Source organism: Klebsiella sp. P1954 (assembly GCF_018199955.1).
Lineage (GTDB): Bacteria > Pseudomonadota > Gammaproteobacteria > Enterobacterales > Enterobacteriaceae > Klebsiella > Klebsiella pneumoniae.
This window is the reverse complement of record NZ_CP073373.1, coordinates 1746765-1767418: the sequence shown is the minus strand read 5'-3', so window position 1 is coordinate 1767418 and position 20654 is coordinate 1746765. Positions and strand designations below refer to the sequence as shown.

The following is a 20654-nucleotide window of genomic DNA, read 5'->3' as shown; positions in this document are numbered from 1 at the left end:
GTCACGCGTGTAAGCAAATAACGCGCAATGGTGATATACTCCGCGCCCAGGATGCAGGCACCGGTGTGCGCTGCTTTACAACTTTTGCTTATAGCCCCGTCGGGCTTGCCAACGAACTATTGTCGCTATGAAGTTTATCATTAAATTGTTCCCGGAAATCACCATCAAAAGCCAATCTGTGCGGTTGCGCTTCATTAAAATCTTAACCGGGAACATTCGTAACGTTCTCAAAAACTATGATGAGACGCTGGCCGTCGTCCGTCATTGGGATCATATCGAAGTTCGCGCGAAAGATGAAAATCAACGCCCGGCTATTCGCGATGCGCTGACCCGTATCCCCGGCATCCACCATATTCTGGAAGTCGAAGACGTGCCGTTCACCTCGCTGCACGATATTTTCGAGCAGACGCTGCCGCTGTGGCGCGAGGCGCTGGAAGGCAAAACCTTCTGCGTGCGAGTGAAGCGTCGCGGCAAACATGAATTCACCTCAATTGAAGTGGAACGTTACGTCGGCGGCGGTCTGAATCAGCATATTGAAACGGCGCGCGTGAAGCTGACCGACCCGGACGTCACTGTCAATCTCGAGATTGAAAACGATCGCCTGCTGCTGGTGAAAGGCCGCTATGAAGGCATCGGCGGTTTCCCGATCGGCACCCAGGAAGATGTGCTGTCGCTGATCTCCGGCGGCTTTGACTCCGGCGTCTCCAGCTACATGCTGATGCGCCGCGGCTGCCGCGTTCATTACTGCTTCTTTAACCTTGGCGGCGCCGCCCATGAGATTGGCGTCCGTCAGGTCGCGCATTATCTGTGGAACCGCTTCGGCAGCTCACACCGCGTTCGCTTTGTGGCGATTAACTTTGAGCCAGTAGTCGGCGAAATCCTTGAAAAAGTGGACGACGGCCAGATGGGCGTCGTGCTCAAGCGCATGATGGTCCGCGCCGCGTCAAAAGTCGCGGAACGCTATGGCGTGCAGGCGCTGGTCACCGGCGAAGCGCTCGGCCAGGTCTCCAGTCAGACCCTCACTAACCTGCGCCTGATCGATAATGTCTCCGATACTCTGATCCTGCGCCCGCTGATTTCGCACGATAAAGAGCACATCATCGACCTGGCGCGTGAGATCGGCACGGAAGATTTTGCCCGCACCATGCCGGAATATTGCGGCGTGATCTCCAAGAGCCCGACCGTGAAGGCGGTGAAGGCGAAGATTGAAGCGGAAGAAGAACACTTCGATTTCAGCATCCTTGATAAAGTGGTAGAAGAGGCGAGCAATATCGATATCCGCGAGATCGCCCAGCAGACGGAAGAGACGGTGGTGGAAGTGGAAACCGTGACCGGCTTTGGCGCCAATGACGCGATCCTCGACATTCGCTCCATCGACGAGCAGGAAGACAAGCCGCTGAAGGTCGAGGGGGTTGAAGTTGTTTCCCTGCCGTTCTACAAGCTAAGCACCAAATTTGGCGATCTCGATCAGAGCAAAACCTGGCTGCTGTGGTGCGAGCGCGGGGTGATGAGCCGTCTGCAGGCGCTTTATTTGCGCGAGCAGGGCTTCAGCAACGTGAAAGTTTATCGCCCGTAACAGGTTGTTATGATGCAAAAGGCCTTCCCTGATGGAAGGCCTTTTTACTATTGGCAGGGGAGTATATTAGCGCAGGGTCAGCGCCAGGTCATTGAGCTGATCGATGACGATATTCCAGCCCTCGAAAAATCCCATCTGCTCATGCTGCTCGCGGGTTTCATCATCGGCATGCAGCACCGTAGCCGTATAGCGACACCCGCCCTGTTCATCGGCAAAGGTGATGATGGCCGTCATCGCGAAGGGGGAAACGGCGGGGCGATAATCCGCCGTCAGCATCGAGGTCATGACGATTTTTTGTTGCGGGATAACCTCAAGAAAACAGCCGGGGTTATCGCTGCGTTCACCGTCAGGCCCGTGCATCACGGTGTGAAAGGCCCCGCCGGCGCGAAAATCAAAGGCCAGAACCTCGGTTTGCCAGGGCTTCGGGCACCACCAGGTTCGGAGTAATGCCGGGTCGGCCCACGCGCGCCACAGGGCTGGGGCGGGCGCGCTGAGCAGGCGGCTGATAACAAGATCGCGAGAATCGGTTGCGCTCCGGGACATGCTACGACTCCTCAGGAAAAGGGGAGCCAGCCCGCGGCGCGGACCGGCTATCAGGCTTCGTAGTAATTATAGATGCCAGCGGCCATCACCAGCTGTGAGGCGACCTCATACGCTTTCTCGCGCCCCACCAGCAGATCGATCATTTTCAGGGCGAAATCAATCGAAGTCCCCGGACCCTGGCTGGTTAACAGATTCACCCGCGGATCCCAGACCACTCTTTTATCCTGCCACTGCTCGGCGGGGATATGTTCCTTCAGCGCCGGAAAACCGGTCATGTTGCCGATCGGGAACAGATTATGGGGTACCAGCACGGTCGCCGGGGCGGCGCAGATGGCGGCCACAATGCGCCCAGAGAGATGAAACTGGCGGACGGTTTCCACCAGTAGCGTGCTGTCGCGGAAGCACTCTGCGCCCTTGATACCGCCCGGGAGGACGATGATATCGAAATCACCATCGGCCACCTCGACCAGCGGCGCATCCGCTAGCAGTTTGACGCCGCGCGAACAGACGATGGTCAGGCTGCCGTCGCTGGCGACGCTGGCGGTGGTCACCTTTACTCCGCCGCGGACCAGCAGGTCGATAGTGGTGACCGCTTCGGTCTCTTCGCTACCAGGGGCGAGGCAAATCAGTGCCGACGCGCTCATATTCATTCTCCTTACGCTTGATCAATTCAAATAAGCGGGCGTTTTCCGGTACGGCGACGCCGTGGGCGCGGGCGCGGTTGAGCAGAAAACCGGTGATGTAGTCGATCTCTGTATGCCGCTGGGCGCGAACGTCCTGCAGCATGGAAGAGATATTTTCTGCCGTACTTTCAATTACCTGTTCGACATAAAATAGCAGGTTTTCCGCCGAGGTATGAATACCTTCGCGCTCCATCACCGCCGCCACCTCGCGACAAATGGCCGCAACTTCCTGCGTATAGTCGCGCAGATCGCCGTTTTTACACCCTTTGAGCGCGGTCAGAGGGTTAATCACGCAGTTAACCGCCAGCTTGCGCCAGATGGCCGAGTGGATATTGTTATGCCAGGCGACATCCGGCAGCACGCTCTGCAGAACTTCTGCGAGATAGCTGTAGTCCCCCTCGTAGCTTTTTGCCGGTCCGATATGCGTGGTGCCCTGGGCAACGTGGATGATGACATTCCCATCGCGCCGCGCCGCCTGGGTCGTGGAGGCCAGCAGCAATGGCTGTTTCACGCCGCGCAGCTCCTCGACGGTGCCCATGCCGTTATGAATCAGCACAATTGGCGTGGTGTCCGACAGGATCCCGGCCAGGTGCTTTACCGCATTCGACACCTGCCAGGCCTTTAAGGTGACGATCAGCAGCTCGCTGCTGGCGAGAAAATCGGGGTCGTTGGCCGTCAGCGATTCGTTGAACACTGAGCCATCGGTTTCAATGACGTTGACGCTACAGAATGGCTGCGGTACGCGCAGCCAGCCCTGGACTTCATGTCCCTGTTTGTACAACGCGGTCAGCCATAGTTGTCCCAGCGCACCGCATCCCAGTACGGTTACTTTCATTGTTCCTCCTCATCTGCCGCTATCCCAGGCGCTGATGGCTAAAGTCTATCTCGTCGCTTTTCGCATCGTCGGACATCACGGGGAAAATAGCGCGAGCGTTGCGTAATCAGCTAAGCTTCCGGGATAACAAGTTGAGTTATGCCGCGTTGCAGGTATTATGCAACGCAAAAGAAACGGAAGGAGAGGAAAAGATGCCATCTTTCGATATTGTCTCTGAAGTTGATCTTCAGGAAGCCCGTAACGCGGTGGACAACGCGAGCCGCGAAGTCGAGTCGCGTTTTGATTTTCGTGGCGTTGAAGCCACTTTTGAATTAAACGACGCCAACAAGACCATTAAAGTGCTGAGCGAGTCTGACTTCCAGGTGAACCAGCTGCTGGATATCCTGCGCGCCAAGCTGCTCAAGCGCGGCATTGAAGGCACCTCCCTCGACGTACCGGAAGATATCGTGCACAGCGGTAAAACCTGGTTTGTTGAAGCGAAGCTGAAGCAAGGCATTGAAAGCGCGGTGCAGAAGAAGATCGTTAAACTGATCAAAGACAGCAAGCTGAAAGTGCAGGCCCAGATTCAGGGTGAAGAGATCCGCGTGACCGGTAAGTCCCGCGACGATCTGCAGTCGGTGATGGCGCTGGTGCGCGGTGGCGATCTGGGACAGCCGTTCCAGTTCAAAAACTTCCGCGACTAAGGCGGCGGGCAGACAGCAAAAAGCGGGGAATTCCCCGCTTTTTTTATACCCCTTTGATGAGCTGCTCTATCTCGAAGCGGTTGGTGACCTTGCTGTCGATTTTGATATACACCGAACGCTCCTCGGGTACCACCAGCGCCTGATGAACCCCGCTGGCGCTCAGCAGACGCGCCTGCAGCGCGCTGTCGACCACCACGCCGTCCGGCACCTCCACCCGCAGGCTGCTGACGTACGGCGGCTCGCTCATGGTGCTGGCCACCAGCAGCCACAGCATCGCCAGCAGGGCGCCCAGCAGAAACACGGTTTGCGAATCAAAGAAACCATCGACCCAGCCGCCAAGCGCGCCGCCAATCGCCACGCCGAGAAACTGGCTGGTGGAGTAGACGCCCATCGCGGTGCCTTTGTAGCCCGCCGGAGACTCCTTGCTAATTAGCGACGGCAGCAGCGCTTCCAGCAGGTTAAACGCCAGGAAGAAGAGCTGAACGCCCGCCACCAGCTCCCAGAAGTAGCCTCCGGCGCCCCAGAGGACAATTTCTGCAATCAGCAGGATGGCGACGCAGAGCAAGAAGACGCGCTTCATCTTGCGCTTCACTTCGGCGTAGATGATAAACGGCACCACCGAGATGAACGAGATAACCATGGTGACCAGGTAAATTTTCCAGTGCTCGGCGGCCGGGAAGCCGGCGGCCTCCAGTTGTCCGGGCAGGGCGACAAAAGTGGACATCAGCATAATGTGCAGGCACATGATGCCAAAGTTAAGCTTCAGCAGGCGCGGCTCCGCCAGCACCTTGCTAAAGCAGCCCTTCACCATCCCGGATTCGCGGTTAAGGACATGGTTATGGCTGTTGGGCACCACCCACAGGGTGAGCAGGATGCCGACGGTCGCCAGGATGGCGATCATCCAGAACAGCGCGTGCAGACCCAGCTGGTGGGTGACAATCGGCCCCAGCACCATGGCGATGGCGAAGGTGACGCCGAAGCTGACGCCGATAAAGGCCATCGCTTTGGTGCGGTTCTGTTCGCGGGTGAGATCGGACAGCAGGGCCATAACCGCGGCGGCGATGGCGCCGGAGCCCTGCAGGGCGCGGCCAAGAATGATGCCCCAGATGGAGTCGGTGAGCGCGGCGATGACGCTGCCGAGCACGAAGATAAGCAGGCCGCCGACGATCAATGGCTTACGGCCAATACGGTCAGATAACAGTCCGAAGGGGATCTGGAACACCGCCTGCGCCAGGCCGTAGATACCGATCGCCAGGCCAATCAGCGCTTCACTGGCACCCTGCAACGCCATGCCATACGTGGTCAGAACCGGCAGGACCATAAACATGCCAAGCATGCGCAGGGAGAATACTGTCCCCAAACCCCAGGTCGCGCGCAGTTCCCCTGGCGTCATTTTGTTATCGTTCATTACCACCTCAATATAAAAACTGCGCCTAGTGTAGCGGCGGGGGGTAAGAAGCGTAAATAAATGTTTGTTTAACAGATATTACGGGGCTGTTGCGCGATGCGACAAGTTGGTAAAAATCAATAAACCAGTGGAGGGGGACTCCACTGGCGAGGGGGAAAATTAAGGTAAAGTAAAGTCAACCCACTGGCTGCCAGCGTCAGCCGATTTGACGCACTGCTCTACCCAATAGACGCCGTGCAGCCCGGCTTCGACGTCCGGATACCAGAAGTCTTGCAGGAAGGCGCGATCGTCGCGATCCGTGGCGTCAATCGCCTGCGCATAGCGGCGATAGAGGTTGGCCCAGGCTTCGAACAGCCCTTCCGGATGGCCGCCGCCAATGCGGTCATCCGCCAGCGCGTTCGGCGACAGGTAGGGCATCCCACGTTCCAGAATGCGCGCCGGCTCGCCCTGCACCTCATAGCTGAGCTGGTTAGGATGCTCATCCCACCATTCGATGCTTGCTTTTTCGCCGACGATGCGCACTTTTTGCGAGTGCATGGCGCCGCTGTTGACCGCGCTGGTCCACATGGATCCAACCGCGCCGTTGTCATATTCCATCAGAACAAAGGCGTTATCTTCCAGCGGCGCGCGGGAGGGAACAAAGCTCTGACGGGAGCACATCAGCCGTTTGATATTGAGCTGCGGCGCCATGGTTTCGGCGACAAACAGCGGATGGGTGGCCAGATCCCCAAGCACATAGCTGGGCCCGGCAAACTTCGGTGTTACTCGCCAGCGGGTGGATTCTGCCTGCAGCTCGACGGCCTGGTTATGGAAGCCGTGGGCGAATTGCATGTTAACGATGCGGATCTCGCCGAGCAGTCCATCGGCAATCATCTGCCGCGCCTGCTGGATCATCTGATAGCCGGCATAGCCGTAGGTGACGCCGACGATTTTGTTCTGTTTTTTGCTCAGTTCCACCAGCTCGCGCGCCTCTTCGGCGGTAAAGCAGAGGGGCTTTTCGCAGATAACGTGGAGTCCCGCCTCCAGCGCCGCTTTGGTAATGGCGAAATGGGTATTGTTCGGGGTGGTGACCGAGACGACCTCGATCCCGTCAGGGCGCTGCGCCTCTTCGCGAAACAGGGTCTGGTAGTCGGCGTAGCAGCGCTCCGGCGCGATGCCCAGTTGCTCACCGAACGCGCGCCCGCGCTCGGCATCGACGTCAAGCGCGCCGGCCAGCAGGGTATAAACATTGTCACGCAGCGCCGCACAGCGGTGGCTGTAGCCGATCTGACTGGTTCCCCCGCCGCCGACCATGCCCCAGCGCAGGGAACGGGATAAGGGTTTCAGGCCGTTTAACATGGTGCTCTCCTTTTTGAAATCATTTGCACTCTGAGGCGCTCAATGCCGACGCCTGCGGCAACGCGCATCCGGATAGACTGACTTCAACTTAAGGAAATGTTTGTTCTGTTTCAATTGTGTTGTGGAATTTATTTTCCATATATGCGAGGGGGATCGAATTAGCGATAGTTTCTTTTGCGCTTGGTTGAAAAGGTGAGGGCGGGATATCGCCTGCCGGAGTCGTCCAGATTGTTGCGGGCGTTTTTTCGTTTCAAAAAAATATGAAATAAATTTTCTTTATTAGCTGCTGAAGGCGGTGCAATCCGCCGATTGCACCGGGAACCAGATGCCGCTATGACGCTCCGCGCACAGACGCGGGGGAAGTTGAAGCGACGGCAGGATGACCGGCCGCAAAGATGCCCTTCGCCGCCAGGCCTGCGACGGTGAGGGCTGCCGGGATGCCGAGGATCAAAAAGACGCTTTCAAAGGGCAGGTTGAGCGCCATCATCTCGGCGCCGGCAAAGGCGCTGAGAATGGCGCCGATGCGCCCGACGCCGTGCATCCAGCTGGAGCCCGTCGCCCGCGCCTGTGTAGGGTAGTAGCGGGCGGAGAGGGCGTTCATGCCGGTATTCGCGCCGTTCAGGCAGGCGCCGCTGATAAACGCCAGCATACAGAGCAAGGCAAAGCTGCCCGCGGCGTAGCCCATCGCCATGGTGAACAGGCCGCCAACGGCGTAGATTATCCCCAGCGCGCGATGGGGGTTGATCCTGTCCATCAGCCAGCCGGCAAACAACGAGCCGAGGGTGCCGCCCGCCTGGTAGATCGCCGTCATGATGGCCGCCTGGCTAACGGTCATTCCTACCGCTTTAACCAGCGTTGGCAGCCAGCTGCCGAGGATATAGACCAGGAACAGCCCCATAAAGTAGACCAGCCATAGCATCAGCGAGCCGAAACCGTACTGGCGGGAGAGGACAATGCGCATCGCGTTGCCGGCCGCTGGCTGCGCCGGCAGGATAAACGTCACATTGTCGCTGATTTGTCCGGGATAGAGACGGTTAAGAATGGCGCGTATGCGCGCCGCGGGCGCTTGTTTGATCACCAGAAAACGAACCGATTCCGGCAGCAGCCAGATGAGCAGGGGGGCAAACAGCAGCGGCAGAATACCGCCGAGCGCCATCAGCGAGTGCCAGCCAAACTGGGGGATCAGCCACGATGCCGAAAATCCTCCCGCCGCCGCGCCGAAGGTGAAGCCGCAAAAGATGACGGTGATAATAAATGAACGCTGGAGTTCCGGGGCGTATTCCGACACCAGCGTCCCGATATTCGGCATCGCGGCGCCCAGCCCGAGGCCAGTCATAAAGCGAAAGAACATCATCTGTTCTACGTTGTGCGAGAAGGCGGTGGCGATGGTCCAGAAACCGAAGAAGAAAACGCTGTTGATGATGATTTTCTTACGTCCCAGCCAGTCGGCGAGCGGGCCGGAGAAAATCGCCCCCAGCGCGAGGCCGATCAGCGCGGCGCTGATCACCAGACCCAGCTGGTGGTTGCTTACCCCCCATTCCAGCTTTAGCGTCGGGGCGATAAAGCCCATGATCGCGATATCAAAACCATCGAGAGCGATGACGCAAAAGCCGAGAAATATAATCAGCTTCTGAAATCGGCTCAGCGGGTTACGATTTATTAACTCTCTGACATCCAGGCGTTGAGTCTGTGTCATAGCGTATTCCTTATGCGCAGGCGCGCAGGTAGGGCTGCGCGGCATCGAACAGTAACTGCGCCCGCTGAAGAGGCGGCAGGGCGCCTTGCTCGCCGTCAAGCGGCACTTCGAGAGAGACCGGCAGCGTCGCCGGCAGGGCCGACATCAGACCATGCAGATCCAGACCGCCTTCCCCCGGCACGTTGCGCGCCGAGCGGGCCTGGCGGATAAGTTCCTGCTCGCTCTCCGGCCTCTGCGCCGCGCCATCGCAGAGTTGCATATAGTTGAGATGATGCGCGGGCAGGCTGGAGAGGGCGGCGAGCGATTCTCCCGCGCGCCAGAAATGGAGAGCGTCCACCAGAATGCCGATGTCTTCCCGCCCGCTGGCGGCGATTAGTGCTTGCGCTGCGGCGATGTTGCGCAACTGGGTCCAGGGCATCGGCTCAAGATTCATGGTCAGCCCAAATGGACGACCGGCCGCGGCGAGGATGGCGAGGTTGTCAGCGCTGCGCTGAAGGTTGTCATCATTGCCGGCGACTAACACCTGTCCGGCGCCAAGACGCGCGGCGGTCTCCATAAAACGCTGCAGCCGATCGTCGAGGGTAAACCCGGGGGTCAGGCGGACGATCTCCACGTCCGACACGCGGATGCCAGTTTCCATCAACGCGGCGAGCGTCGCCCGGACGGCCGGGGTATCGCCCAGCATGTCGTAGTCCGGGTCGGTCGGTGTGGCGGGGAGCAGTCGCAGCCCAACGTGGGTAAAACCGGTTCTGGCCGCAATCCGCACCTGTTCGGGGGGAGGGACATCGAGCAGGGTCAGCGCGGCGAGCGATAGGGTACGCTTGTTCATAAAGGGCTCCGGTACAGTTGCAGGTGAAGAGAGTTAGGGTGCATCCATTCGTGGAAATCAAGTTATGCTATTGTTTATATTTGTTTTTTTTGCCAGGTTTTTACCCACCAGATAGCCGAAGGTCATGGCGGGCCCGAGGGTGATCCCTCCGCTGGGGTAATAGCCGCGCATCACGCTCGACATGTCGTTGCCGATGGCGTACAGACCCGGTATCGGCTGCTGCTGTTCATCCAGCACCCGGGCGTGTTCGTCGGTTTGCAATCCGCTGAAGGTGCCCAGCGAGCCGGGCAGAATGCGCACCGCGTAGAACGGCCCTTCGCGCAGCGGTCCGAGCGTCACCTGATGGTCACCCTGGGCGCGGTTATAGGCTGATGCCCCGCGGTGAAAATCGACGTCTTCGCCAGTGCTGGCGAAGTGGTTAAAGCGTTCAACGGTTTCCGCCAGCGCATTGGCGTCGATAGCGCACTGCTTCGCCAGCTCCGCCAGAGTGTTTCCTCGCTGCAGATAGCCGGTACGCAGCCAGGCGGTGGGAGTGAACGGGAACGGTCTGGCGTGGCCCAGGCCGTAGCGACGCAGCGCGCGACGATCGGCCAGCAGCCAGGCCTGCGGCGTGTCGCCCGCGGGTGTGGCCGCCAGCAGGGCGGCGATAAAGTCATGATAAGAGTCGGCCTCGTTAACAAAACGTTTGCCGTTGGGCAGGACGGCGATCACCCCGGGTTTGGCGCGCTCCACCAGATGAGGAAACATTAGCTGCTGGCCGCTGGCCAGAGTGACGCGGGACACCGGCGCCCAGGCCAGCGGGTGGCGCAGGGAAGTGTCGAACTGGCCGCCGACGGATTCGCCAAGCCTGATCCCCTCGCCCTGATTGTCCGGCGGTGCGGCGGAGAAATGGCCGTAACCCTCCGCAGCGTGAGGCACCACCTGCGCCAGCCGCTGGCGATCGTGGGGAAAACCGCCGCAGGCCAGCACCACGGCGCCAGCTTCGACGTGAATCTCCCCGCCGTCGCTGCGCAGCACCGCGCCGGACACGCCCCGCGGACCCTGCAGCAGCCGGACCACCGGGGCATTGAGCTGAAAACGCACGCCGGCGTCGAGGGCGGATCGCAGCAGACGGGCGACCAGCGCATTGCCATTGACCAGATGCTGCCCCCGTCCGGCGCGTAGCCGCTGCCAGCCGTGGCGCAGCAGGCGGCGGGCGGCATACAGCGCGGAGCGCGGCGAGCGGGTGGCATTGAAAAAATGCGCCATATCCGCGCCGCCGGCGATGCCCATCCCGCCCAGACTAATGGTTTCCAGCGGCGGACGCAGGCGATGGAGCCAGTCGCCGAGCAGGCGGCCATCGTAGGGTTGCGCGGTGACCGACCGCCCACCGTTCGCCGCACCCGGCGACGGGTGAAAGTCCGGCATGGCGCTGCCCGAGAGAAACTGCACCGCCGTCCGCTGATGGAAAAACTCCACCATCTCCGGCCCGTAACGCAGGAAGGTTTGCAGACGAATATCGGCGGCTTCGCCCCCCATCTCATGCTGCAGATAGGTCAGCGGCGCGTCGGCTGCTTCGTCGATGCCCTCCGCCCGCGCCAGCGGGTTGCGGGGGATCCACAGCCAGCCGCCGGACCAGGCGCTGGTTCCGCCGAGCACTGACGCTTTCTCCGCCACCATGACGCTGGCGCCGTGCATCGCCGCAGTCACCGCGGCAGAGAGCCCCGCGGCGCCGGAGCCGACCACCAGCACATCCACCTTCACAGGCCCGCTCATGTTGGACTCCTTACTGCAGAGGTGAAAAAGCGGTGGGGCGCATCAGCACCGACTCGAGGCGTTCCACGGCGGCCAGTTCGCGATTTTTACGCGAGAAGGTCTGCCAGCGTTCGTCCTGGGCCATCCGCGCGCGGCGCACCAGACGATCGTCCAGGCTTTCATAAGCCCAGATGTGCACTACCTGATTGACCACGCCGATCTCGGTAAAAAAGAAGCCGATTAGCTGGCCGAGATGGTCGGTTTGCACCGCCAGGGCATCGCTTTGGTACAGCGCCAGCCAGTCGGCCATTTTCAGCGGATTGATGGTGTACGTGCGTTTTTCGTAGATCATGATGTTTTCCTGATTAGTGGGTGGAGTGTTGTGCCAGATGGCAGGCGGCGAGATAGCCAAACGTCAGCCCCGGGCCGAGGGTGATGCCGGGGCCCGGATAGGTGCCGGCCATCAGCGAATCCATGTCGTTTCCCACCGCGTACAGCCCCCGGATGGGGTTTCCTTGGGTATTGACGACCTGGGCATCGGCGGTGGTGACCAGGCCCCGTGAGGTCCCCAGATCGCCGGTATAAAGTTTGATGGCATAGAACGGCGCGCTGAGCAGGGGGGCATTACAGGCGTCAGGCTGATGGCCCGGATCGCCCATCGCCCGGTTATAGCTGTTGCCGCCTTTAGCAAATTCCCGATCCACGCCCTGCGCGGCGTCGCGGTTGTAGCGGGCTACCGTCTCGCTCAGGGTTTGGGCATCCAGACCAAGCTGTTGCGCCAGCGCGGCCAGGGTATCGGCTTTGTGCAGATAGCCGGCGGCGACCAGGGCGTCATTATTGACCGGCGCCGGGCGTGCCAGCCCGAGGCCATAACGCTTCATCGCCTGGGCGTCGCAGAGTAAAAAACAGGGGGCATTTTCCGCTGCATCCTGCATTGCGCTGGCGAAATGGTGATAGGAACTGGACTCGTTGACGAAGCGTACCGCCCGCTGATTGACGGCAATCACGCCCGGTTTTGCGCGATCGGTTACCAGATGGGGGAAGCGCTCCTCGCTGCCGTCGGCCCGGGTCAGCACCGATACCGGCGCCCAGAAAAAGTTGGAGGCCCGATCGGTTCCCTCGCGAGCGTTAAGCGCCGCCGCGAGATGCAGCGCGGCGCCATCGTTGGCCGGCGGCGACATGGTGAAATGCTCGCGGGTGTGCGGCCGATAGCGCGCCGCCAGCGCGCCCGCGGCGAAGCCGCCTGCGGCCAGCACCACCCCGCGTCGGGCGTGCAGCGTCTCTCTTTGCCCCTGATACTCAATCTCCACCCCGCGGACCGCGCCTTGCGCTTCGCACAGCGTCAGAACATTGACATTCAGCCGCAGGCTCATGCCTTTACGCAGCGCCGTAGTCGCCATGCGGGCAACCAGCGCATTGCCCATCGCCAGGCGGGTACCGCGAGGGTACTTCACCCGGTCGCGGGCATAGCGCAGCAGCAGCCGGGTGCAATGGGCCAGGGAGCGCAGCGAGCGGCGCATGTCGAGAAAATGTTGAATATCGACGCGGTTGACCATCATCCCGCCAAACAGCAGCATCCCCGGCGGCGGCGAACGCAGGTCGCGAAACGCGTCCCCCAGTTCACGGCCGTCATACTCCACCACCTCCAGCGCGCGCCCGACGTCGACTGCGCCGGGTTCATCCGGATAGTAATCGGGCGAGAGCGGACGCAGGCTGTACTTTACTGCCCCCTCACGCTCGAGAAAGGCCAGCGCCTCCCGCCCGGCGCTGACAAACGCTTCGGCGAGATCTTCACGGTACTGGCCCTCGCCGATAATGGTTCGCAGGTAGGTTTTCATCGCCTCGGCGCTACCGCTTTTGCCCTCGGCGCGCGCCTGGTCGGTATCGTGCAGCCACACGGCGCCGCCGGAGATGGCCGAGGTGCCGCCGAACTGGCCGGCTTTCTCCAGCATCAGCACCGACAGCCCTTTACAGCAGGCGGTGACCGCGGCGGCAAAACCGGCCGCGCCGCTGCCGATGACGATCACATCCCAGCTCTTCATGCCGCCGCTCCCTGCGCCTGCGGGATGGCACCGATAAACTGGCCCATCAGCCTCATCTGCGCCAGCGCCATTTCCGGCCCGGTCTGTACTTTGCAACCACGGGCGGCGGCGAAAGTGAGCAACGGCGTCATCACCGGGGCGGTGACAACGTCGGCCACATGAGTGGTGCTGTCGAGCGTATCCAGAAGCGCCTGCGGTAGAGGCAGCTCATCAAATCCGGCCATGCCGGCCGGTGAGCCATTAACCAGTAGATCGAGGCCGTAAAGGGTGTCTGGCAGCGCGCTCAGTTGCACCGCCGGAAAGGCCTCAGCCAGAAGGTCATGCAGGCGCTGCCGGGTGGCCGGGGTTTGATCGTGCAGGGCCAGCCGACGGATCCCCGCCTCGCACAGTCCCCAGGCGATGGCGCTGCCGACGCCGCCGCAACCGGAGAGCAGCGCCTGCTTACCTGCCGGCTGAAAACCCTGCGCTTCGGCGGCGAGCTGAAAGCCGACGCCGTCCAGCATATCGCCCTGCAGGCGGCCATCCGCCAGCTTGCGGATCACATTGACGGCGTTGAGTCGGCGGGCGCGCGGCGTGAGGTCGTCGACCAGCGCGGCGGCGCGTTGTTTATGCGGTACCGTCACCAGCACGCCGGTCATGTTCTGCCAGCCGCGCAGAGCGTTAAGGTAGGCGGCCACCGCGTCCGGGACGATATCCACCGGGATCATGACGCTGTCCATGTGCTGTTCGGCAAAGTAGCGGTTGAAGTTATCCGGTGATTTCACCTGGGCGATCGGATGACCAATCACGGCGACAACCTGGGTAGTTCCACTGACCATTTCAAACCTCATTTGTTAAATGAATGTTGTGAAAGTATTTCAGTGGAAGCTGGGAGCGACAACGCAGAATTCGGACATGTCGGTTGTTAATCGCACGAACGCTGCGATAATCGCAGGAAATCGATAATGATGTTGCAAAAATGTGAGCGAATATGCAAAACACCATTCATCCACGCGATCTGATCGTCGGTTTACAAAAAGGGCTGGCGCTAATTCAGCTTTTTTCCAAAACCTGCCCAAAGCTCACCGTCGCCCAGACGGCGAAAATGAGCGGCCTGACGCAAAGCGCCGCGCGACGTTTTCTGCTGACGCTCCTGCATGAGCGCTATCTGCAAACCGACGGGCGCTATTACTGGCTTACCCCAAAGACGCTGCGGCTTGGCCAGGCCTATGTCGATTCGGCGCAGTTTCCTCGCATGGTACGGCCGATTGTCGAATACATCGCCAGCCGGACCGAAGAGCACGCCTCGGTGGGGGTGGTGGATGAAGATGAACTGGTCTATATCGCCCGCAGTCGGCATACGCCGTTCAACTCTACGTCGGTGCGGCTTGGGGAGCGGGTGCCCATTTTCTGTACCGCCGGGGGGCGACTGTGGCTGGCTTCGCTGCCGGAAGCAGAGTGTGAGACCGTCCTGCAGCGCATAACCCGGGAACAACGTACCCCCTATACGGTGACCGATATCGCGTCGCTGATGGAGAAAATCGCCCAGGTACGGCGCCAGGGATACGCCACCATTGAGCAGGAGTTTGAGATTGGCATGCTGGTGCTGGCGGTGCCGTTAACCGACAGGGAAGGGACCTGGTGGGGGGCGCTGAGTCTGACCAGTCATCAATCGCGCACTTCGCTGGAAGCGTTATGCCGCGATCACCTCGATCTGCTCTACAGCGCGCAGGCGATGCTGGTGGGTTAAACAGGGCAGCCAGTGGCGCTGCCCTAAGATAGACGTCGCTTAGGCCGACGCTTTGGTCAGAAAGGTGTTCCAGTCGCTGGCCGCGTTATTCACGAAAGTATTCCAGCTGTTGCCGGCGGTGTTAACAAAGCTTCCCCAGTTTTCCTTTCCGGCGGTCACAAAGGTTTCCCAGTTTGACTGTCCGGTCAGGAAGGAACCAAACGCCATCGCGCTGTCGCCGACGAAGGAGGCAAATGCGGTGCCGGAGGTCAGAACAAAAGAGGTGAAGCCGACGCCAGAGTTGGCGACAAAGCTGGCGAAGCCGCTGGCTGCGCCGAACAGATTAAAGCCACCGGAGATATACTCCATTTCGTTCAGTGTTAACTCTTTCATTGCAATTCCTTGTAGTGATTATTTCCCAAAGGGGCAAGAGCCCCGGCGAAAGGTAGCATCGCAGGACCGTGCGGCGCGAGTGATGCCCGGTGTGTGCTGGCTCAATTTTTCCTCATTTTTTGATATGAAAGATAGCGGGAAAGCGTCGGAAGAGGGGAGGGAAGTATGAAATGAGAAAGAAAGCGATGATGAAACAGGAAAGAAAAAGCCCCGTAAATACGGGGCTTTAGATCGTACGGGAGTGCGTAATTATCTCACGTAAGCCAGCAGACTATGTGAATCCGGCACCATAAAGTCAACGGACATCATCACGGACAGCGCGGTGATGGCGACGATAGAAAAGACGAACAGCTTACGCGCCCAGACTTTATCATCGGCCACTTTATAGCCACGCAGCGCCATGCCCAGCCACCAGACGCTGACCGCTGCCGCCACGACCAGGTATTTATACCCGGCGTAGCCGCCCAGCGAGAGCATCAGGGTTGCCACGGCAAAGGCGACGATGTACAGCGTAATATGGTTTTTGGCGACCGAAATGCCTTTCACCACCGGCAGCACCGGAATATTCGCCGCCTGATAATCCTTAAAGCGGAAAATCGCGATGGCGTAGGAGTGAGGCATCTGCCACAGGCTAAAGATAGCCAGCAGGATAGCCGCACCGCTGTCGAAATCACCGGTGACCGCGCAGTAGCCAATCACCGGCGGCGCAGCGCCGGAGAGTGAGCCAATCAGCGTGCCGTAGACGGAGTGGCGTTTCATGTACAGGCTGTAGACGCCGACATAAACCACGAACCCCATCACCCCCAGCCAGCAGGCCAGCGGGTTAGCGCCGAACCACAGCAGCATGAAGCCAGCAATACCCAGCAAGGTGGCGTACACCAGCGAAGCTTCTGGCGAGATCAGCCCTTTGACCAGCACCCGGTTTTTCGTCCGTTCCATCTTACGATCGATGTCCCGGTCGATGTAGTTGTTGAATACACAACCCGAGGCGACCACCAGGGATACTCCAAGGAGCGTCCAGACGAACAGCGGATAGTCGATGTGGCCTTTGGAGGCCAGCAGGAAACCGCCGATCACGGAGATCAGGTTGCCAAAAATAATGCCTGGTTTCGTTACTTGCAGGTATTGCTTAAACATACTCGCCGCTCTTAGTGCATCATCATGTTGTAGTTCAGGTTCCACATAATCCAGATGGAGCCGACAACCACGATCGCAATGATGATTACGGTGAAGATAAATGCGGTCAGGTTCCAACCTTCATCGGACTTGCTGTTCATATGCAGGAAGTACACGAGGTGTACCACGATCTGCACCACAGCGGTCACCAGAATGGTGCCAAGGATAACCGCATGCGAGGCGGAGCCACTCATCACCATGGCGAACGGAATGACCGTCAGGATGATGGACAGGATAAATCCTGTCATGTAGCTCTTCACGCTGCCGTGAGAAGCGCCGCTATGATCGGTAGAATGACTCATTACATCGCCCCCATCAGATAGACAACCGAGAACACGCAGATCCACACGACGTCCAGGAAGTGCCAGAACAGGCTCAGGCACAGGATACGCGTGCGGTTAGTGCTGGTCAGGCCACGACGTGAAACCTGGAACATCAGCACCGCCATCCAGATAAGACCGGAGGTCACGTGCAGACCGTGGGTGCCGACCAGCGCGAAGAACGCGGACAGGAAGCCACTACGATCCGGACCAAAGCCTTCCATGATCAGGTGATGGAATTCATAGATTTCCATCCCGATGAATCCGGCGCCAAACAACCAGGTCAACGCCAGCCAGGAAACCACCTGGCTTTTGTTGTTTTTGTACATGGCGATAGCCGCCATGCCGTAGGTGATGGAGCTGAACAGCAGCAGTGCGGTTTCAACCAGAACGAACGGCAGTTCAAAAATATCTTTGCCCGTCGGTCCGCCGGCCGTGCCGTTCACCAGAACGGCATAGGTAGCAAACAGCGTAGCGAAGATAATGCAGTCGCTCATCAGGTAGATCCAGAAACCGAATACCTTCATCGGTCCTGTATCATGGTGCCCGTGTTCATGCGCGTGGGCAGTATGCGCAAGAGTATCAGTTGCCATTTTTCAGCCCTGCTTTGTTAATCTCATCGAAATGCTGTTTTTCCAGTTTTTCGACTTCTGCAACCGGTACGTAGTAATCCACGTCCTCGTCAAAGCTCTTAATAATCCAGGTCGCTACGATGCCGATGAAGCTGGCGATCGCCATCCACCAGATATGCCAGATCATGGCGAAACCAAATACCGTAGCGAAGGCGGCAATCACGATGCCGGCGCCGCTGTTTTTCGGCATATGAATTTCTTCATAGTGAGCAGGCTGTTTGTACGCTTCACCTTTCTCTTTCATTTCCCAGAAGGCATCACGTTCGTGAACCTGAGGAACGATAGCGAAGTTGTAGAACGGCGGTGGAGAAGAGGTTGCCCACTCCAGCGTACGGCCACCCCACGGGTCACCGGTCAGGTCACGGTTCTGATCGCGGTCGCGAATAGACACGTAGAACTGAATCAGCTGGCACAGAATACCGCAGGCGATCAGCGCTGCACCGCAAGCTGCAATAACCAGCATCGGGTGGAACTGCGGATCGATCTGCTGGCTCAGACGACGGGTCATACCCATGAAGCCCAGCACGTACAGCGGCATAAACGCCACGAAGAAGCCGATGATCCAGAACCAGAAAGCGCGTTTGCCCCAGGTTTCGTTCAGGGTGAAGCCAAAGGCTTTCGGCCACCAGTAGGTCAGACCTGCGAAGCAACCGAACACTACGCCGCCGATGATAACGTTATGGAAGTGCGCAATCAGGAACAGGCTGTTGTGCAGAACGAAGTCCGCGCCCGGTACCGCCAGCAGCACGCCGGTCATCCCACCTACGGAGAAGGTCACGATAAAGCCGATAGTCCACATCATCGCCGAGTTGAAGACGATGCGACCCTGATACATGGTGAACAGCCAGTTGAAGATCTTAACCCCGGTCGGGATCGCGATAATCATGGTAGTAATACCGAAGAAGGCGTTTACGTTCGCGCCAGCACCCATGGTGAAGAAGTGGTGCAGCCAAACGATGAACGACAGAACGGTAATACAGACGGTTGCCCATACCAGAGAGGTGTAACCGAACAGACGCTTACGCGAGAAGGTCGCGGCGATTTCGGAGAAGACCCCGAACACCGGCAGAACCAGGATGTACACTTCCGGGTGACCCCAGGCCCAAATCAGGTTGATGTACATCATCATGTTGCCACCCATATCGTTGGTAAAGAAATGGGTGCCCAGGTAACGATCCAGGGTCAGCAGCGCGATGGTGACGGTCAGAATTGGGAACGAGGCGATAATCAGGATGTTAGCGCACAGAGATGCCCAGGAGAATACTGGCATCTTGAACATGGTCATGCCCGGGGCGCGCATCTTGATAATGGTCACGAAGAAGTTAATACCGGTCAGGGTAGTACCGATACCGGAGAGCTGCAGCGCCCAAATCCAGTAATCAACCCCTACGCCAGGACTGTACTCAATTCCCGACAGCGGCGGATAGGCCAGCCAACCGGTCTGCGCGAACTCACCAACGCCCAGAGACAGGTTAACCAGAATCACGCCCACAACGGTGAACCAGAAGCTCAGGTTGTTGAGGAACGGGAAGGCTACGTCGCGCGCGCCGAGCTGAAGCGGAACCACCAGGTTCATCAGACCGATAACAAACGGCATCGCCACGAAGAAGATCATGATAACGCCGTGGGCGGTAAAGATCTGATCGTAGTGATGAGGCGGCAGGAAGCCGGCTTCCCCGGCCGAAGCCAGCACCTGCTGGCTACGCATCATGATGGCGTCAGCAAAGCCACGCAGCAGCATGACGATTGCCACGATAACGTACATGATACCGAGACGTTTGTGGTCGACAGAAGTCAGCCACTCGTTCCATAGGTAGGACCACTTACCGAAGTAAGTGATGGCTGCCAGAAGCGCCAGTCCCCCAATGATAATCGCAGCCACCGTTACCACGATAATAGGTTCGTGGTAGGGCACTGCATCCAGTGTAAGTTTTCCGAACATCGTTTTCTTCCTCGGCCCCTTAGTGAGCGGTTTCCGCGTGGCTCATGTCCATGCCTTCCATCCCGTCGTGAGCAGCGTGCTCGCCTTCAGGTTTAGACATGTTCATGCTCTCGTGAGACATGAATTTGTTCACAACATCTTTGAACAGATCCGGTTTCACGTTAGAGAAATATTCCACTTTGTTGTATTCGCTAGGCACAGCCACTTTCTCGAACGCGGCCATGGAGTCCATGGAGTTCGGAGACTGTTTCGCTTTTGCAACCCACTGATCGAAAGTCGCCCGATCCGGGGTGGCAATCGCTTTGAACTTCATACCTGAGAAGCCCGGGCCACTGTAGCTAGCGGAGATACCGTCATAAGTACCAGCTTCGTCAGCAATGAGGTGCAGCTGAGTCTGCATACCGGCCATTGCATAAATCTGGCTACCTAAGCGCGGAATAAAGAACGAGTTCATCACCGAGTTAGAGGTCACTTTGAAGTGTACCGGTACGTTCGCCGGGAAGGCGATTTCGTTAACGGTAGCAATACCCTGTTCCGGATAGATAAAGAACCATTTCCAGTCCATCGATACGACTTCGATGGTGATTGGCTTCTCGTCATGGACAAGCGGTTTGCTTGGCTCCAGTGCGTGAGTGGTTTTCCAGGTCAGAACGGCCAGGAACAGGATGATCAGAATAGGTACCGTCCAGACCACAGCTTCCACTTTGTTGGAGTGTGACCAGTTCGGGCTATACTTCGCATCTTTATTGCTCGCGCGATACTTCCAGGCAAATCCTACTGCCATCAAGACGGCGGGAATAACGACAATCATCATCAGGCCGAAGGCCGTCAGAATCAAAGAGCGTTGCTCCAGTCCAATCTGTCCTTTTGGGTCAAGGAGTGCAGAATCACAACCACTGAGTAATACAGTACCTGCGATTAATGACATCCATCCCAAACTTTTATTGTATTTCCTGAGTCTCATTGAACGACCTCAATTCCACGGGATCTGGTGGCGTTTAAAGTGTATGGGCATTTTACGGTAAGGTTGCATTACTGTAAACATGATTGGATCTCTGTCAGTTCTGTGTTAGCGGCTTCTGCTTGGTTTGTCACATATGTAACGTAGTGTTACTT

Annotated in this window: 20 protein-coding genes; 3 read left to right on the top strand and 17 right to left on the bottom strand. The window is 58.6% G+C overall.

Annotated elements, in window-relative coordinates; translation table 11 throughout:
• Positions 1-127: 127 nt before the first annotated feature.
• On the top strand, positions 128-1576 hold the full coding sequence (gene thiI / locus KB890_RS08595) for a tRNA uracil 4-sulfurtransferase ThiI (protein ID WP_004151340.1): 1449 nt from the start codon (positions 128-130) through the stop codon (positions 1574-1576).
• Between the two features lie 66 nt (positions 1577-1642).
• On the opposite strand, the gene KB890_RS08590 is transcribed toward thiI, so the two are convergent.
• Genes KB890_RS08590 through panE form a run of 3 tightly spaced genes read right to left on the bottom strand, consistent with a single transcriptional unit; the run spans position 1643 to position 3637 of the window.
• Entirely contained in the window at positions 1643-2119 is a 477-nt protein-coding gene (locus tag KB890_RS08590) for an SRPBCC family protein (RefSeq protein ID WP_004178740.1), read from the bottom strand.
• A gap of 50 nt (positions 2120-2169) precedes the next feature.
• Positions 2170-2763 carry a protein deglycase YajL gene (yajL, locus tag KB890_RS08585; RefSeq protein ID WP_002891460.1) on the bottom strand — a complete coding sequence of 198 codons (594 nt, stop codon included), beginning with the start codon at positions 2761-2763 and terminating at the stop codon, positions 2170-2172.
• On the bottom strand, positions 2726-3637 hold the full coding sequence (gene panE, locus KB890_RS08580; RefSeq protein ID WP_004178742.1) for a 2-dehydropantoate 2-reductase: 912 nt from the start codon (positions 3635-3637) through the stop codon (positions 2726-2728). The genes yajL and panE overlap by 38 nt, the downstream gene beginning before the upstream one ends.
• A 191-nt stretch (positions 3638-3828) precedes the next feature.
• Between panE and KB890_RS08575 the strand changes: the two genes are divergently transcribed.
• Positions 3829-4320, top strand: coding sequence for a YajQ family cyclic di-GMP-binding protein (locus KB890_RS08575; RefSeq protein WP_002891465.1), 492 nt, complete (start codon positions 3829-3831; stop codon positions 4318-4320).
• Between the two features lie 43 nt (positions 4321-4363).
• Here the strand turns inward: KB890_RS08575 and KB890_RS08570 are convergent, their stop codons facing one another.
• From KB890_RS08570 to KB890_RS08535, 8 genes are all read right to left on the bottom strand, one after another.
• Positions 4364-5728 carry an MFS transporter gene (locus KB890_RS08570; RefSeq protein WP_004144660.1) on the bottom strand — a complete coding sequence of 455 codons (1365 nt, stop codon included), beginning with the start codon at positions 5726-5728 and terminating at the stop codon, positions 4364-4366.
• A 159-nt stretch (positions 5729-5887) separates the two neighbouring features.
• Positions 5888-7066, bottom strand: coding sequence for a Gfo/Idh/MocA family protein (locus KB890_RS08565; protein ID WP_004178743.1), 1179 nt, complete (start codon positions 7064-7066; stop codon positions 5888-5890).
• A gap of 331 nt (positions 7067-7397) precedes the next feature.
• On the bottom strand, positions 7398-8762 hold the full coding sequence (locus tag KB890_RS08560; RefSeq protein ID WP_004178744.1) for an MFS transporter: 1365 nt from the start codon (positions 8760-8762) through the stop codon (positions 7398-7400).
• Between the two features lie 10 nt (positions 8763-8772).
• Positions 8773-9591, bottom strand: coding sequence for a sugar phosphate isomerase/epimerase family protein (locus KB890_RS08555; RefSeq protein WP_002891476.1), 819 nt, complete (start codon positions 9589-9591; stop codon positions 8773-8775).
• A gap of 57 nt (positions 9592-9648) precedes the next feature.
• Positions 9649-11346, bottom strand: a complete 1698-nt coding sequence (locus KB890_RS08550) for an FAD-dependent oxidoreductase (protein ID WP_004178745.1) — start codon at positions 11344-11346, stop codon at positions 9649-9651.
• Positions 11347-11356: 10 nt separating this feature from the next.
• Positions 11357-11677, bottom strand: coding sequence for an NIPSNAP family protein (locus KB890_RS08545; RefSeq protein WP_002891541.1), 321 nt, complete (start codon positions 11675-11677; stop codon positions 11357-11359).
• 13 nt (positions 11678-11690) lie between these two features.
• On the bottom strand, positions 11691-13367 hold the full coding sequence (locus tag KB890_RS08540) for an FAD-dependent oxidoreductase (RefSeq protein WP_004178746.1): 1677 nt from the start codon (positions 13365-13367) through the stop codon (positions 11691-11693).
• Positions 13364-14185, bottom strand: coding sequence for a shikimate dehydrogenase family protein (locus KB890_RS08535; RefSeq protein WP_004178747.1), 822 nt, complete (start codon positions 14183-14185; stop codon positions 13364-13366). The genes KB890_RS08540 and KB890_RS08535 overlap by 4 nt, the downstream gene beginning before the upstream one ends.
• Positions 14186-14337: 152 nt before the next feature.
• Here KB890_RS08535 and KB890_RS08530 point away from each other — a divergent pair, with 152 nt between their 5' ends.
• Complete coding sequence (locus tag KB890_RS08530) at positions 14338-15096, top strand: IclR family transcriptional regulator domain-containing protein (protein WP_002891624.1); 759 nt, start codon at positions 14338-14340, stop codon at positions 15094-15096.
• A gap of 39 nt (positions 15097-15135) precedes the next feature.
• Here KB890_RS08530 and KB890_RS08525 read toward each other — a convergent pair whose 3' ends face one another.
• From KB890_RS08525 to cyoA, 6 genes are all read right to left on the bottom strand, one after another.
• The gene (locus tag KB890_RS08525) at positions 15136-15468 is read right to left on the bottom strand and encodes a hypothetical protein (RefSeq protein ID WP_004178748.1); all 333 of its coding nucleotides are present in this window, start codon (positions 15466-15468) and stop codon (positions 15136-15138) included.
• Between the two features lie 249 nt (positions 15469-15717).
• Positions 15718-16605 carry a heme o synthase gene (gene cyoE / locus KB890_RS08520; RefSeq protein ID WP_002891629.1) on the bottom strand — a complete coding sequence of 296 codons (888 nt, stop codon included), beginning with the start codon at positions 16603-16605 and terminating at the stop codon, positions 15718-15720.
• A gap of 11 nt (positions 16606-16616) precedes the next feature.
• Positions 16617-16946 (bottom strand): cytochrome o ubiquinol oxidase subunit IV, encoded by a 330-nt coding sequence (locus KB890_RS08515; protein ID WP_002891634.1) that lies wholly within the window; start codon positions 16944-16946, stop codon positions 16617-16619.
• Positions 16946-17557, bottom strand: a complete 612-nt coding sequence (locus KB890_RS08510; RefSeq protein ID WP_002891635.1) for a cytochrome o ubiquinol oxidase subunit III — start codon at positions 17555-17557, stop codon at positions 16946-16948. Before KB890_RS08510 ends, KB890_RS08515 begins: the two co-directional genes overlap by 1 nt.
• The gene (gene cyoB, locus KB890_RS08505) at positions 17547-19538 is read right to left on the bottom strand and encodes a cytochrome o ubiquinol oxidase subunit I (protein ID WP_002891638.1); all 1992 of its coding nucleotides are present in this window, start codon (positions 19536-19538) and stop codon (positions 17547-17549) included. Before cyoB ends, KB890_RS08510 begins: the two co-directional genes overlap by 11 nt.
• A gap of 19 nt (positions 19539-19557) precedes the next feature.
• Positions 19558-20502 (bottom strand): cytochrome o ubiquinol oxidase subunit II, encoded by a 945-nt coding sequence (gene cyoA, locus KB890_RS08500; RefSeq protein WP_002891641.1) that lies wholly within the window; start codon positions 20500-20502, stop codon positions 19558-19560.
• Positions 20503-20654: the final 152 nt, after the last annotated feature.

Coding starts and splice junctions, on each gene's coding strand:
- thiI (WP_004151340.1), top strand. CDS start 128: ATGAAGTTTATCATTAAATTGTTCCCGGAAATCACCATCAAAAGCCAA.
- KB890_RS08590 (WP_004178740.1), bottom strand. CDS start 2,119: ATGTCCCGGAGCGCAACCGATTCTCGCGATCTTGTTATCAGCCGCCTG.
- yajL (WP_002891460.1), bottom strand. CDS start 2,763: ATGAGCGCGTCGGCACTGATTTGCCTCGCCCCTGGTAGCGAAGAGACC.
- panE (WP_004178742.1), bottom strand. CDS start 3,637: ATGAAAGTAACCGTACTGGGATGCGGTGCGCTGGGACAACTATGGCTG.
- KB890_RS08575 (WP_002891465.1), top strand. CDS start 3,829: ATGCCATCTTTCGATATTGTCTCTGAAGTTGATCTTCAGGAAGCCCGT.
- KB890_RS08570 (WP_004144660.1), bottom strand. CDS start 5,728: ATGAACGATAACAAAATGACGCCAGGGGAACTGCGCGCGACCTGGGGT.
- KB890_RS08565 (WP_004178743.1), bottom strand. CDS start 7,066: ATGTTAAACGGCCTGAAACCCTTATCCCGTTCCCTGCGCTGGGGCATG.
- KB890_RS08560 (WP_004178744.1), bottom strand. CDS start 8,762: ATGACACAGACTCAACGCCTGGATGTCAGAGAGTTAATAAATCGTAAC.
- KB890_RS08555 (WP_002891476.1), bottom strand. CDS start 9,591: ATGAACAAGCGTACCCTATCGCTCGCCGCGCTGACCCTGCTCGATGTC.
- KB890_RS08550 (WP_004178745.1), bottom strand. CDS start 11,346: ATGAGCGGGCCTGTGAAGGTGGATGTGCTGGTGGTCGGCTCCGGCGCC.
- KB890_RS08545 (WP_002891541.1), bottom strand. CDS start 11,677: ATGATCTACGAAAAACGCACGTACACCATCAATCCGCTGAAAATGGCC.
- KB890_RS08540 (WP_004178746.1), bottom strand. CDS start 13,367: ATGAAGAGCTGGGATGTGATCGTCATCGGCAGCGGCGCGGCCGGTTTT.
- KB890_RS08535 (WP_004178747.1), bottom strand. CDS start 14,185: ATGGTCAGTGGAACTACCCAGGTTGTCGCCGTGATTGGTCATCCGATC.
- KB890_RS08530 (WP_002891624.1), top strand. CDS start 14,338: ATGCAAAACACCATTCATCCACGCGATCTGATCGTCGGTTTACAAAAA.
- KB890_RS08525 (WP_004178748.1), bottom strand. CDS start 15,468: ATGAAAGAGTTAACACTGAACGAAATGGAGTATATCTCCGGTGGCTTT.
- cyoE (WP_002891629.1), bottom strand. CDS start 16,605: ATGTTTAAGCAATACCTGCAAGTAACGAAACCAGGCATTATTTTTGGC.
- KB890_RS08515 (WP_002891634.1), bottom strand. CDS start 16,946: ATGAGTCATTCTACCGATCATAGCGGCGCTTCTCACGGCAGCGTGAAG.
- KB890_RS08510 (WP_002891635.1), bottom strand. CDS start 17,557: ATGGCAACTGATACTCTTGCGCATACTGCCCACGCGCATGAACACGGG.
- cyoB (WP_002891638.1), bottom strand. CDS start 19,538: ATGTTCGGAAAACTTACACTGGATGCAGTGCCCTACCACGAACCTATT.
- cyoA (WP_002891641.1), bottom strand. CDS start 20,502: ATGAGACTCAGGAAATACAATAAAAGTTTGGGATGGATGTCATTAATC.